Below are 14,813 nucleotides of genomic sequence, written 5' to 3' on the forward strand. Positions count from 1 at the left end.
TACTGACTCCCCGATTGCTTCAAAAAACGACATGACATAACTGTCCACTATGGGCATCGATCAAATCAGGGAAGACAAGGCGATAGACTAGTTTATACTTTTCTCCTTCATCTTTCAGCCACTCTAGTTTTACATCAAAAGCAGCATTAAAAATGGCCTTCGCTTCTTCAATAGAAATTGAAGGTGATAAATTCAAACATTCTAGTATATCCAAATCGGTTTCCGGACACTGAAATACAACAACATGACCTGTCACCCGACTGATCCCAATATTGACAACACCCGACCTTACCGGCACGCCTTTATACATGGTGTCAAACTGAAAAAAGGTTTTTTTTTCGGCTTCTTGATTGTCAGAAGGATGTATGTGAAAAAATTGTTCAGCAAAAGGATATAGTTGATAGAGAAATTGAAGTGCTCGTTTGCGACAAGCCTCAATTGTCCAAACAGACGGTCCATCACATTCAATTAGAGACATTACGCCCCTTAGTTTCCCCGTTTTTTTGTCTGTCATGATCTTGAGCGTGTTTTGATTACGATTTTTAAAATAGCCATCCAAACTTCGTTCTATTGATTGAGGTTCGTTTCCTTTACGCCACACAGTTCCAATCATTGTTCCTAAATCTGATTCACGAATTTTGCGAAAAGAAGCATGATCAAAACCAATCATGTCATTTATATTGACAACATTTTCATGATCAACTAATAAAGGAAGTTTTGTTATTTCAGTATCCCCATCATCTTCCTTCATATCTATTGTCTCCTTTTTCTTTGACAAATCAGCAGGCTGGTAGCAGAGGAACGGACTAAGCGGTTCATATGCGAGATGTAGCAGATCATTACACTCTGCGATACAAAGCTTAAACTTCACTTCTTGAAGATAATCGGATATCATCTGTTGTTTGTCAGCTATTTGTTTTGGGATTGAGTAAGAATCTGTCATACCATAATAACGGAAGTATTTTATAACTCCGCTTCTCATTATCGTGACTAGAAATCCAGTTTGTGGTAATGGAAGCCCGAGAACAGTCTGTGAATATGTATATTGAATGGTATGATCTGTCACCTTTTTCTCCAAAGAAACAAATTTTTCTGCAGCATTCGGATAATGATCTCCAACAAACTGAAGAACCTTTTCTTTTAAATAAACCTCTGAAAGACTTCGATTTTCTGAGATTACATTTTCTTTTTCAAGTCTCATCAATTTTCCATCATTCGCAATTTCCACCGTGATAAATCTTTCTTTAATCTCAGTATCCTCCCATACAAATAAAACGTTGCCATTATCTTTCCCTTGGTGTTCAATTACAAGCTTATCGCGAGCAGAAATGCTGCCAATTTGCTGTGCCATTTGTAGTTTATTGGCCATTACTGACACCTCTCTAATTTCAAAATATGGAAAATATTGTTTCGTATTATTCCTAAGCGTGATACAATCACAATATATCAATAAATATACAAAAGAGTTTATTACTACCTAAAATAATTTATAAAAATTTCATTGCGGAGGCGTTTTTGATGAAAAAAACTTTGATTCTCCCCTTGTTTGTTGTGCTGTTATTTTGTTTTTTTGGAACTAACAATAGCTATGCAAAAGAGATTCCCGATATTGAAACTAAAGTAAAAAGTGGTAAAGTTACATTAAAGGTATATGACAAAGGTGATAAATACAAGTTTTTCAAAAATGGAACTTTATTATATGAAGGGTCCTCCAATGAACTGACTAAACATATCTCTACAATTGGCGGCAAATATAAAATTGGTATTTACCAAGAAAAAAAGTTAAAAAGAGTTGTTACTGTTCGTGTGACAAATGATTTAGAACAACCTCCAACACACCTAAATAAAGCATCTTCCCCAGAAATATTTATGAACAGCAAAATTGAGAACAGCCATATAAATGTGGTAGCAGCCGCTGACAGTGTCCAACTGTCCTGGGATCAACTTCCTGACAAAGATGGATTCTATGAAATATACAAGAATAACAAAAAAATAGCGGAAACAACCAATTTAACTTTCACAGATCAGAACGTGAAACCCGGTGAGCGATATCACTATTCGATTCATGTTCGTATCGATCCAGCAAAAGAAAAGCAAAAAGACGTGGAGAAAACATTCAAAAAGTTCAATTCACAACTCTCTGCTAAAGAAAAAGCGGAATTGATGAGTGTCGAAGGCTTATTGTCAACGATTGTTGATATACCAGTTAATGATGAATCCTATTTAACATCAAAAAAATCAATACTAGATGGGTTAACAAAAAACGAAAACCTATTTACCCAAGGAAAGCTGCCTAGAGATAATATGTATGGCTGGGACTATACAACATTCATTCCATACCAATCAGTCAAAGACCCTAACCCAGCCCATAAACGTCAATATTACTTTAAAGGCGATAACAGAGGTTTTAGTTTCAATGCAAACAAGTTCATAACTAATGTCCAGGTAAACACACAATTCCACTCACCAACAAGTATTGCCCTATTTAAAGAAATGGGGAAAACCATTAGATGCTATGATCCTAGCTGCCGTCGTGTAAAAGAGCAAAAACCAATCAGTGGTGTTGGCATCGAGCGAATCATTCATCAAAAAAAACGTCATGCTCTAGAATGGTCATTAAACCATTCGGTTGAAAATCCATTCGGCAGCTACTATCCGAAGACGGACTACAGTTATCGTGTTAAATTAACAGAAAATAGAGCAACATTTACAGGAGAACACCTTAAGGCACCAAATCATGAATTTTACTTATCGACACCAGCGATCAGAGACTACATGATCATCCATCAGTATGAGGTAAAATCTAAAAAGCAATTTTGGGAACTATGGTTCTCAACATCTAAAATATCTTGGAAAACCGAACTCTCTTAACAATAGACAAGATCCCTTAAAAGATAAGATCTGGTGAACTGCCTTGAGCGATTCACCAGATTTTTGTGTCTATTTGTCAGGATGGATGGACCAGTTCGTTCACACACCACATTCGGAAAAACCTATAATTCGCCCCATGTTTGATCTTTTTTATAAAAGATAGAGAAAAACAGTCTAAAAGATTGTTTGCCCATTCGTTCAAAAGAATGGATTTTTTGTATAATAAATGATAAAGGATGTGATCAAACAAATGATTTCTGCTCAAACAAAGGCTCGACTTATCGATATTGTCGGTAAGGAAAACTATGATGATTCAAATGTAGGCCGCCTTGTCTATTCTTATGATGCAACACCTCAGTTTCAATCAATGCCTGATGCGGTTATCGCACCACAGAACAAAACAGAGATTTCACAAATCGTGAAAATCTGCAATCAGTTTCATATACCGATTATTCCCCGCGGTTCAGGCACGAATTTATGTGCTGGGACATGTCCGACAGAGGGCGGGATTGTCCTATTATTTAAACATATGAATCAAATTTTAGAAATCGATGAAGAAAACTTAACCATCACTGTTCAACCAGGAGTCATCACCCTTGACGTCATAAAAGCAGCAGAAGAAATAGGATTATTTTATCCGCCTGATCCCAGTTCATTCGCAATTTCGACAATCGGTGGAAATATTAATGAAAACTCGGGTGGGTTACGCGGTCTCAAATATGGGGTCACCCGAGATTATGTTATTGCTTTAGAAATTGTTCTAGCCAACGGTCAGATCATCCGCACCGGTGGAAAACTGGCGAAAGATGTAGCCGGCTATGATTTGACCCGCCTGTTCGTTGGCTCTGAAGGAACATTAGGTGTCATTACTGAAGCAACATTAAAATTAATTCCTGCTCCTCAAACAAAGAAAACGGTTCTTGCTCTCTACCAAGATATTGATTCCGCAGCCCAGTCAGTCTCAAATATCATTTCTTCCAAAATCATTCCAGCAACACTAGAGTTTCTCGACCAACCAACCATTCAGGTCATTGAAGATTACACAAATATCGGTCTTCCGGTTCATGCTAAAGCCGTTCTTCTTGTTGAGCAAGATGGAGATACTGAAACAGTTGACCGCGATATTAAGAAGATTGAAAAAATATGCAAACAAGGACATGCACTATCTGTCGAAACAGCACAAACAGAGGCTGAAGCAGAAAAACTCCGCAATGCCCGCCGAACAGCACTGTCAGCCTTGGCCCGTTTAAAACCGACAACGATCTTAGAAGATGCCACAGTCCCCCGTTCAAAAATTGCCAAAATGGTAACAGCAATTAACAGTATTGCTGAAAAATATCAAATTACCATTTGTACATTTGGTCATGCAGGAGATGGAAACCTCCACCCAACATGTACGACAGACTTGCGGAACGATGAAGAAATGAAGCGTGTCGAATTAGCTTTTGCAGAAATATTCGAAAAAGCCGTTGAACTTGGTGGAACAATTACTGGTGAACATGGGGTCGGTGCCATGAAAGCCCCCTACTTGGAACTGAAACTCGGCGAATCTGGGATTGCTGCTATGAAAGCAATTAAGCATGCTTTTGACCCAAACAATATGATGAACCCTGGTAAAATTTTTGCAAAAGAAGCTCGAAAACGGCTGGTGATGACAAGATGACAACAAGTACAGAAAAAAAAGCCATTCAACAGCAATTTCAAGATCGGATTGATGAAGAAGAACTACTTAATTGTATGCGTTGCGGCTTCTGTCTACCATCATGTCCTACATACATAGAATCAGACTTTCAAGAAAGCCACTCACCACGCGGACGGATCGCACTGATGAAAGCCGTCGTTGATGGTATGATCGAACCTGATGAAGATGTGGAACGTTCCCTTGAGCTATGCCTTGGCTGTCGTGCTTGTGAACCTGTATGTCCATCAGGTGTTAACTATGGGCATTTATTAGAGGAAACCCGTGATATTTTGAACCAAAACAAGAAGCACTCATTTCCCACAAAATTACTTCGACATCTTGTGTTTAAAGGGCTTTTCCCACATCAACAACGAATTCGGGCGCTGACAGGGATGATCGGTATTTATCAGCGCTCAGGCCTACAAACCGTCGTACGAAAAACAGGCATTCTTCGCATTCTGCCTGAACATCTTGCCGAACTGGAAAGTGTTCTGCCCAGCGTCCCGAAAATGAAACAGGCAAAAAAACGACCCGAACTTCTTCCAGCGATCGGTAAGCGCAAAATACGTGTTGCATTTTTCACAGGTTGCTTAATGGACACATTATTTTTAAATACCAATCAGGCAACCATTAAATTGTTACAAATGGCAGGATGTGAGATCATCATCCCCAAACAGCAAGCATGCTGTGGAGCCTTGCACAGCCATAGCGGAGAGAAAGCACAAGCCATTCTTCTGGCAAAGCGGAATATTCAAGCATTTGAAGATTTACATGTTGACTATATCATCACAAATGCAGGAGGATGTGGAGCGTTTTTAAGTGAGTATGACCAGCTCTTGAAAACAGACGCTGAATGGCAACAGCGTGCAAAGTCGTTTGTTCATAAACTAAGAGATTTTTCCTCCATCCTTCTTGAATTGAATTTTCAGCAACAAAAACTTCAACTCTCAAACCAGGTCGTAACATATCAAGATTCATGCCATTTACGAAATGTGATGAAAACATTTGCTGAACCCCGCCGCCTGCTCCACAGTATTGAAGGAATTGAGTATCGAGAAATGAAAAACGCACACAGTTGCTGCGGCTCGGCCGGGATTTATAACATTGTCGAATCACGAATGTCAATGAAAATCCTTGACTCTAAAATGGAAACCGTCAAATCAACTCAGTCGACAACAATCGTCACCGCTAATCCTGGTTGCCTTTTGCAAATGCAACTTGGGATCAAACGTGCAGGCCTTTCAAAACAAATGAGAGCTGTTCATTTGGCAGATTTGTTGTTGGAAGCTTGTCATCCCAGTACTGTCAGCAGTTCTAACTATATGTAAAAAAGAGCCACAACCAGTTATTCAAAATTTATCGTTCTGATGATTCACGGAGTGTTGAAACGAATGTCACCAACCTTTTTGGAAAGATTCAGGCCCCCTTTGGGTCAACATACTTTCTTAGTTAGAAGGAGCAAAAGATCTATCGGAAGGAAAAGTTTTAGCGAGACTCTTAAGATTTAAGAACTCTTGAGGTGTATGATGTTGCTGATGCTGATAAAGCAAGTGCATGTGGTATTGACTACTCAATGGATCAACCTTGAATTTAACATTAAGAGTAACAGATAAACTTTCTACTAGACTGGTTAAAATTGATAGATGGGATTAAAACAACCGGGTGGGGAAATATGTATCATGTTTTTCCACCCGGTTTTTGACTAATTCATCGACAGTCTTAGGAATTTTTCGTATATTTCTCGGGAAATAACTCAGTTTATGTCTTAGTAGAAGAGCATCTCCCCTTTTTTTCCTCTTATAACCTTTATCATATTTCATTGTTTTTTAAGACATTGTTTAGATTTCTGTTATGTTCACCCTGTATGATATCAATATCATTGATTTAAACAAGGAGAACCTAACGTTGAACAACAAAGTCGTTGAAGTAAAAGGAATATCAAAACGAATCAAAGGACGTAAGTTATTGCAGAATATTAACTTTGACCTTTTGCCAGATTCACATCTCAGCAAACATCGGATTCCCTTTCATACCTACCCACAACTCCGACTGTTCCAATACATATGCAATTCGTAACAGCCAATGCTCCTTGCCTTTTGGTGCTGTAAACTGGACACCAACTGGTAACCCGCTTTCCGTGATATGGAGTGGAACACTCATTGCCGGCTGACCGGTTAAGTTGGCAAGCTGTGTGAATGGTGTATAGGTGAGACTTTTCAAAAACATCTCATAAATGAGTGACTGCTGTTTATCTTTTTCTATCCCACTGACGTTCATCAGCGTTTCGACTTCTTTTTGCGTCTGGGTTAGCTCACCAACCTGAGGAGCCGGGTAAGCTGTCGCAGGTGTCACATACAAATCAAATGTTTCATGAAAGTCTGCCATTTGTGCAGCTGCTGTATCCCAAGAAGCAAGACTTGTAGTAAATTCGGCAGCCGTTACTTTTTTACCGGCTTCATTCAACACCCATGTGACGATCTCAACGTCCTGAACTGTGATCGGTCTCCCCAGTGCTTTCTCCATTCCTGAGATCATTGCACAAATTTCACCACTATTCATCAAATAATAGTTTTCAATTAAACGAAGACCGTCAACACCATTGGTTCGTTCCTCAATATGGTGTCCTTGTTCACTAAGCCACTTCACAGTTTTATGAACAGCAGCTTTCGCCTCATCACTGACAGGTGTACCAACAGGGGACATTGTTGAAAAAGCAATGTTTAAATGGCGCTGTGGCCCTTTTTTCATATCTTCTACATATTTTTCTGGGAATAATGGTGTTTGAAAAGCCGCTTCTGATTGAATCGTTTGCAGAATATCGAGTAATGCAGCACTGTCTCTGACAGTTCGTGAAAGAACGAAATCAATCGCTGCTCCTTGCCACTGTCGACCGATTCCGGGGCCTACCGGTGTTCTCCCACGAGTTGGCTTCAAGCCGAAAAGCCCTGTAAAAGAAGCGGGAATTCTAATGGAACCCCCTCCATCACTCGCACCTGCAACTGGAACGATACCAGATGCGACAGCGGCTGCGGCCCCACCACTTGATCCACCTGGCGAATAGGCAGTATTCCAAGGATTTCGTGTAGCACCATACAACTCCGGCTCTGTAATATTTTTTAAGCCGTATTCAGGCGTATTGGTTTGACCCATTAACAAAAATCCGGCATGACGTAGTTTGGCAACAAAATTTGAATCTTGCTGTGCAATATGTGATTGAAGAAGTGTTGCCCCAGCTGTCAGTGGCTCCCCTTTTATCGCTTGAGAAATATCTTTTAAAAGAATAGGAACACCTGCAAATGGCTGCTCTGTCAAATCAAGCTGTCCGATTTCGTGTACCGCTTTCTCTCTTCTTGTCCGAATAACCGCATTTAATTGTGGATTGACTTCTTCTAAACGGGCAAAAGCGGTATCCAATAACTGATACGCTGATACTTCACGATGCTTTATAAGCTCGGATAACGCCAACGCATCATTCGTCATATATTCAACTGTGTTCATTCATCACCCTCCCTAATCAGTTGCCTATCCCTTTCATTGTGCATGGTCACCTTCTGAATTTCAATCACAGATCATTTTTGGTTACTCACCAAATCTAGTGATTTAGACCCCAGAAATTTTAAACTGACATTAAGGTTTAGAATGAAGTGAGTCTTTAGAATCATATAATATTCATTCAATTCATCTAGATTAAGAAGTCTTTCACCCTTATTTAGATGCTTTTTTTGAGTTCAATTCAGCATTTTTGAATAATAAAACAAGGATATTTCTTCTAAGAAAATGGATATATATTAATCCTAAAGTTTCGGTCTTTTTATACTATATTAACTATATTACCTTGTCTAAACTTGCAACTTATTGTCCTAAATTAGTGATTATATCCTATTTCATAATAATCAGTTAATCTTTAAAATAGTGTTGTTGTTTCTTTTTGCTTAAGATACAGCAATTAAAAAAGGACCATTGGACCTTTTTTAAGATGTTTTTTGTCTCAGTACTTATTTTCATTTACATAACAATGAAAAAATATATTCAAAAGGAGAATGACATGAGAAGCAAAAAATTACTTTTGATCATGCTTTTGATGTTCACAGCTATTTTTGCAACTGCATGCGGTGGAAGTAAAGATAGCGGGAGCAGTAAAAGTGCAAACAAGGAGCCAGAAAAAAGTGCAGGAAATGCTGAAGTAAAGGTTCTTAACTCAGAATATACTCTTCCTAGTGATACATCAACAAAGTTAGGTGAAAATGAACTCGTATTAAAAGTCAAAGTATCTGTAAAGAATACAGGTAATGAACCACTTTACGTTGACGACAGTCAATTTGCTCTTTATCAAGATAATTCGAAAGTGACAGACGTGTCTATGTATGATACGAAAGATGAGGAATTGCAAAGTGCTGATTTAAATAAAGGCAAATTAGTTGAAGGTTTCCTTTATTATCAGGTTGACAAAGAAAAGAAATACCAACTCGAATATACGCCAGACTCACATGGCTCAAAAAAAGTTGATCCGATTACGTTTGAAATAGACGGTAATCAAATTACCGATACTGCCAAAAACTTACAAGATCCAGCGAAAGCCTTACTTGCTTATACAGATGTCACACTTTACGGTAAAAATAATGAAGATTTCGAAAAACTGACAGGCGAAAATAAACGTGAGGTTGTAAGTGATTTTCTTAAAGGTTTTCAAAAAAACCTCCTCCGTTCTTTGGATATGCTTTATGTAGATGTAGACAAAGTGGATAAAAAGAAACTAAACACATTAACTAACACAATACTACACGTTTATCAAGAAAAAACAAAAGTAACAGCAGTTACAAAGACAATGACAGATGATGAAGCAACAGTTGAAGCTACTATAACACCAATTGATAATGACCAAGCACTAAAGCAAGTGTCAAAAAGAGTGGAAGAATACCAAAAAAGCAAAGGTCTTAAATTTTATGACGTTGAACTTAAGAATGCATCGATTGATATCATGAATGATGAAATAAAAAAATCTAAAACAGCTTCAAGTGACATAACAGTCGAAGTTAGATTTAAGAAAGATGATGATGGTAAGTGGCAACTTGACTTTGATGGATCTACAGAATACTTCAGTAGTTTCGTCAAAAATTAAGTAATGAAAAGAGCACCCTTATGGGTGTTTTTTTCATCATTAAAAAGGAGAACGATATGAATCATAAGAAGTTTTTTTTAATCATACTATTATGCATGACAGCTATGTTTTCCACCGCTTGTAGTGAAAACAAACAAAGTAGTGAAAACAGTAAAAACAGCGCGGCCACGAATCAAGTGAAAGAAAAAGCAGAACCAAAAAAGCCATCGTATAAGGCCAAATTTAAAATACTCCACTCAGAATATATTTTTCCTTATAGTCCAGATACAAAATTAAGTAAAGATGAACTCATTCTAAAACTAAGTTTATTTGTGGAGAATAATGGTGAAGAACAGTTAAGATTAGATAAAAGTGCATTCAACCTTTACGAAGGTGATGTAAAAACTACTAATAATATTGATATCACAGCTGCTGATAGTAACGAAGTCAGCAAAGAGTTGGGATATACATCTTTAAATCCTGGAAAGTCAATTGAAGGTACGATTTATTTCCTCGTTGATAAAGGACAAAAATATAAATTTGCATTCACTCCTGATGGAGATCAAGAATATGCTCCGATAGAAACTGAAATAGACGGTAAAAAACTGTTAGATTCGGCAAAAAAACTTGATGATCCCGCAAAAGCGTTACTTGCCTACACCGACATTACAATATTCGGAAAAGATAATGACAATTTCGAAAAATTAACAGGAGAACATAAACGTGAAGTGATCTCCGAATATCGTGAAAGCTTTGCTAAAACCCTATTTAATGATTTGGACATAACCACAGAAGTCGATGATGATAAGAAACTGAATCATTTAATTGACACTGTGCAACATGTTTATCAAGAAAAAACAAAGGTAAAAGCGGTCACGAAAGCCATTAGGCGTGGTGAAGCTATTGTTGAAGCTAACATTACACCAATCGATTATGAAAAAGTGAAAAAACAAGTAAAGAATAGACATGAAGATTATAAAAAAAGTAAGGGGGATGATTTTTACGACGATGATCTTCTTGTAAATCCAGCCATAAAATTCATGACTGAAGAAATTAAAAAAGCACAACAAGCTTCAACCGAAAAAACAGTTCAGGTAACCATGTATAACGACGATAACAATAAATGGCAACTTGATTTTGAAGACGATGGACTATTGGACCTTGAATATTTTAGTAGTTTCCATAAATAAACTTACAAAAAAGCACCTCACAAGGTGCTTTTTTCAATCACTATAAAACAAGTACTATCAGGCAATGAAACATTTTTTCCATTGTGATCAGTAATCTCAACCTTTGGAGAAAGATATTCTTCATAACCTTCTTGTAAATAATGTTCAAATACAAGAATGTTGGCACGTTCACCTAGTACTTTTTCAATAGAAGCCCGAAATTCTGACGGGGTAAAAAAACCAAATTGCTCCTGTACTTCATGCGGGTACGCTTCTTCTCCCCATGTATAAGTATAAAGAAACTCCATTGCATCATTGATGTAAAGTGTTACCGCATCCTTTTCTATACCCAATACTTGGATTTTCCGTCCTTTAAAATCGTGGAGATACCTTTTGAAGAAATTCATTCCACTTGAGTCTTTAAAGTGAATTCGCCGTGTCTCTTGCTTATTTTCTGTCATGATTCCATCTCTGATAATGATTCTGCCATTTGGTTTCAGTACATCAAAAGCACTTTTTAATGCTTTCGCAATGACACGATCGTTAAATTTTCTGCCCTCATAAGGAATATAAGAAAACATTTCATGTAGAATGGATGAAAACACAATCGTGTCGACACTTTCTTTTTCAATATACTCAGGTAAGTCCAAAGCATCAGCTTGTTTAACTTCCCAGCGCTTTCGTTCACGAACCTTTCTTTTTTGCAACCCCTCAATCACATTGACTGACAAATCAATCCCAATGACTTTTGCCTTCGGATGACGTTCTGTCAATAAATCTAGCATGACGCCTCCTCCAGCACCGATATCTAGCATTTTTTCTCCGACTGCATAATCTGCAATCTTTTTTTTATAATCTTCAGCACTGTTCATATCAGATAAATAAGCCTGTTCATTTTGAAGGCGATCAAATGAATCTTTGCGAAAATCAAAAAAATCATACAGGAGAACAATCGCCCGTTCATATAATGGAGATTTTTCCGCTTCCTGACAGAACTCTATCAACTTTAACCCAGCCTTTGAAAAAGTAAAAGTAACACCGATAATTTCTAAAGCATGATCAAATGGTTGAATAGACAATGAAACATGTTCATTAACAGGCACATTTCCTTGAAGTAAGTCAGAAATGGACATCTCCTTTAAACACGCTTCAATAATTCGTTTTTTATAAATATTCGTATGCCGAACACCCTGATAATCACGGTAAATGTCTCTCATCAACGGTTCAAAACTAATTTGCCTAACTGATGAATGATTGACAAAATGACGAATGAGCAAGAAGATTTTAACAAATTCCTCAAAACTAAAAGACGACAGTGCGGATTCAACATACCATAAATCTACCTGCTTAAAAAAATCGTGCAGTACCTCTTCTGCTGCATGCTCTTTCAGATATTGTTGATAAAAATTGATGTCTTCTCCCATATAAAGTGCTTGTTTACGCAATCTTTTTAACCTTTCTGCAAATATCCATTCCTGATTGCGTTCTTTCTTCACAATTTGGGCAATCACCCGGTTAACATCTTCCTCAATCGATTGCCAAAGCTCTAAAGAAACAGCGGCAATGATACATTTGTTTAGCCAATAGAGGACTCGTTCCATATTGAGATTGCTTCGTTTTGAACGCTCAAGCCAATCAATCAGTGGAGAAAATTGCTGATATTGCGTTTCCCCTCTGATATATTGTCCTACAAGGCCGTGTGTCAAAATTAAGATATAGACAAGTTCCTCAACACTTGTTCGGTCAGATTTAATTTTAGCATTATAAATTTGCGCGGAACCGATATTATGAATAGCAAGTTGAAACCCTTTCTTATGCCACTCTGTTCGCTGATGTGGCTGACCACATTTGGCTACTTCACTCCAGACAAGGACTTCTTCAATGATTTTTTGTTCATGATCAGGAATATCAGCTTTCTCTAAAATATGAAGTGTTTTTTCAACATAAAGGAGAACGGGGTGACTCGGCATCTTCTTCAATGAAGGAACCCGTTCCAAATTAACGTTTTGCTTTTTCGTTAAGTAAAGGTATTTTAACCATTCAGTTTGCCGTAAGACAGAACGATCACCATTTTCCAATTTCTCAATGATATTTAATGATTGTAAACGCCTCATAACGTTTTCCCTCTTTTTAAGTCCGCCTGCGCGACTCTTAAAGTCGGCAGGCGATGATATATTTTTTTAGCAAGGTAGTTGATCAAGTTCTTCTTTTAAGACAGCTTCAATATCTTTAAAACGATTTGATACAGTTGAAGCACTAACTCCGTATTTTTTCGCAAGCTTAGCTTGTGATACTGATTTTTCTGAGTTGGAAACCGAATTGATAAAATATTCTATAGCAGCAGCAAAAGCTTCGGTTTTTTTAATGATTGGCTTCTTTTTAGTGCAATACGATTGCCAAAGACCGATCGCCCACGAAATCAATGCCTCTGAGTGGCCTTCAGTAAGTAATCCCTTTTCGATAACATGTGCCGTTTCTTTTTCCATCTCATTAGCCCATTCAATTTCTTGGGGAGATTCTTCATTAGTTTGACAGAGCTTCATTAAAAATTGCGGGAATTTTTCTTTCATGAACTGGTTTGTTTCTCCACTAAACGGTTTTAAAGCCCCTTCTATCTTTTTGATCAGCTTCTTAGGGTAGATGGTAAACTGCAGGAAGAATTCTTTATGATCACTGACCTTGATCGGAAAACCAAGAACATAATCACCGATAAATGGTCCTTCTCGCTTCATACTCATTTTCATGATGACTGGCTCTTTAGATATAGCATCTTCAAAATGAATCTCATGATCTGCTATATCTATCACCCTTAATAAAGCTGGAACGAGATCTTTCCATGATTGAATAGCTTCTTTCGTTTGTGACCTAAGAATAGAGGAATCGTTTTCTTTTAAATAATCTTGGAAAATCGTCAATCCTCCCTTTACTAACGGCTGTGAAAAGACCCCCCATACTCCTAAGTTAAAAATCGATATTTTTTGTGCTGATTCATCTAGATCTGCTAAAAAAGAATATTGATGAAGGAATTGATCAAGTGTCTCTTTATGTACTGTAAAAGCAAATTCCATGACATCTTTTTGTAGTTGCTTCAGCTCCCGTTCCACAACAATTTGTAGATTAGCATTTGTATGACCACAGCACTTTTTATATTTTAGTCCACTACCACAAGGGCATGGCATATTTCTCTTTACTTTTTTCACAATGAAACCTCCGTATACTAAACTATAACTTATTTATTTTATCAAAACTTTGAAACGGAGGGAAATCGGTAAATCATAAAATAGGTTAAATATCCTATTTTAAAAATGGTTATTTAGCTATAAAATGGATAATGTTATTTGAAAAATGGAAGGAAGAAATACACAATGAAGTTTGCAGGTTTTTGGATTCGCGTCGGCGCTTTTCTTGTCGATGTTGTATTAATAGTTATTTTTGGTATTATTATTTTTGAGTATAGTCTCTTCAGTGCTACTGTTGAAGCTTACATTTTCTGGTTTTCTATCATTTTATACATCTTCCTTCTTCCCTTAACAAAGCTACAAGGTACGATAGGGAAAGTGGTTTTTGGGCTCCGCATCGTTTCTTCAAAAAATGGACAGCGAATTAAAATTTGGCAAGCTGTAGTTAGAGGCATCCTTTTACTGCTTCAGCTGGTAATTAGACTTCTTTTTCTCGTAGTTGCTTTTCACAAAGAAAAACAAGGATTGCATGACCTTGCAGCCAAAACATACGTTATCAAAGTAAACCACGGCAAAAAAGAAGTCATTGAGCTTTAATTTTATTTTGATGATGTTGGGTTTTGGAGAGCAGCTTAACCAAATCGAGTAGAGGGAAAATAATTTAATTATTTTCGCCCCTCTCACACCACCGTAAGTACGGTTCCGTATACGGCGGTTCAATTTATATTACAGTGTGTACTTTTAGATAATGTTCTAAAGCAGAGGGAAGTCCCCTCTGCTTTAGTCTTTTGTTTGAGATTGCTCTTTGAACAACT

10 protein-coding genes are annotated in these 14,813 nt (G+C 37.4%); 6 read left to right on the forward strand and 4 right to left on the reverse strand.

The annotated features are described in order from the left end of the window. Window positions 1-19 precede the first annotated feature (19 nt). Complete coding sequence (locus PDT38_RS16605) at window positions 20-1,369, reverse strand: YcdB/YcdC domain-containing protein (protein ID WP_270803144.1); 1,350 nt, start codon at window positions 1,367-1,369, stop codon at window positions 20-22. A 149-nt stretch (window positions 1,370-1,518) separates the two neighbouring features. Here PDT38_RS16605 and PDT38_RS16610 point away from each other — a divergent pair, with 149 nt between their 5' ends. The 3 genes from PDT38_RS16610 (at window position 1,519) to PDT38_RS16620 (ending at window position 5,880) form a co-directional block, all read left to right on the forward strand. Further along, complete coding sequence (locus PDT38_RS16610) at window positions 1,519-2,871, forward strand: hypothetical protein (RefSeq protein ID WP_270803146.1); 1,353 nt, start codon at window positions 1,519-1,521, stop codon at window positions 2,869-2,871. A 250-nt stretch (window positions 2,872-3,121) separates the two neighbouring features. Next, window positions 3,122-4,534, forward strand: a complete 1,413-nt coding sequence (glcD, locus tag PDT38_RS16615) for a glycolate oxidase subunit GlcD (protein WP_270803148.1) — start codon at window positions 3,122-3,124, stop codon at window positions 4,532-4,534. Next, window positions 4,531-5,880, forward strand: a complete 1,350-nt coding sequence (locus PDT38_RS16620) for a (Fe-S)-binding protein (protein WP_270803150.1) — start codon at window positions 4,531-4,533, stop codon at window positions 5,878-5,880. Before glcD ends, PDT38_RS16620 begins: the two co-directional genes overlap by 4 nt. A 670-nt stretch (window positions 5,881-6,550) precedes the next feature. On the opposite strand, the gene PDT38_RS16625 is transcribed toward PDT38_RS16620, so the two are convergent. Next, window positions 6,551-8,050 (reverse strand): amidase, encoded by a 1,500-nt coding sequence (locus tag PDT38_RS16625; RefSeq protein ID WP_270803153.1) that lies wholly within the window; start codon window positions 8,048-8,050, stop codon window positions 6,551-6,553. Between the two features lie 547 nt (window positions 8,051-8,597). On the opposite strand from PDT38_RS16625, the gene PDT38_RS16630 reads away from it, so the two are divergent. Together PDT38_RS16630 and PDT38_RS16635 are read left to right on the forward strand one after the other, a co-directional pair. Further along, window positions 8,598-9,671: a DUF5105 domain-containing protein gene (locus PDT38_RS16630; protein ID WP_270803155.1), complete on the forward strand. Its 1,074-nt coding sequence runs from the start codon at window positions 8,598-8,600 to the stop codon at window positions 9,669-9,671. Between the two features lie 56 nt (window positions 9,672-9,727). Continuing rightward, window positions 9,728-10,840 (forward strand): DUF5105 domain-containing protein, encoded by a 1,113-nt coding sequence (locus tag PDT38_RS16635; RefSeq protein WP_270803157.1) that lies wholly within the window; start codon window positions 9,728-9,730, stop codon window positions 10,838-10,840. Between the two features lie 17 nt (window positions 10,841-10,857). On the opposite strand, the gene PDT38_RS16640 is transcribed toward PDT38_RS16635, so the two are convergent. Then, window positions 10,858-12,933, reverse strand: coding sequence for a class I SAM-dependent methyltransferase (locus PDT38_RS16640; protein WP_270803158.1), 2,076 nt, complete (start codon window positions 12,931-12,933; stop codon window positions 10,858-10,860). A gap of 66 nt (window positions 12,934-12,999) precedes the next feature. Then, on the reverse strand, window positions 13,000-14,019 hold the full coding sequence (locus PDT38_RS16645) for a YecA family protein (RefSeq protein WP_270803161.1): 1,020 nt from the start codon (window positions 14,017-14,019) through the stop codon (window positions 13,000-13,002). A 165-nt stretch (window positions 14,020-14,184) separates the two neighbouring features. Here PDT38_RS16645 and PDT38_RS16650 point away from each other — a divergent pair, with 165 nt between their 5' ends. Beyond that, window positions 14,185-14,595, forward strand: coding sequence for an RDD family protein (locus tag PDT38_RS16650; RefSeq protein ID WP_270803163.1), 411 nt, complete (start codon window positions 14,185-14,187; stop codon window positions 14,593-14,595). Window positions 14,596-14,813: the final 218 nt, after the last annotated feature.

The organism is Bacillus changyiensis (genome assembly GCF_027706145.1).
GTDB lineage: Bacteria > Bacillota > Bacilli > Bacillales > Bacillaceae > Bacillus > Bacillus changyiensis.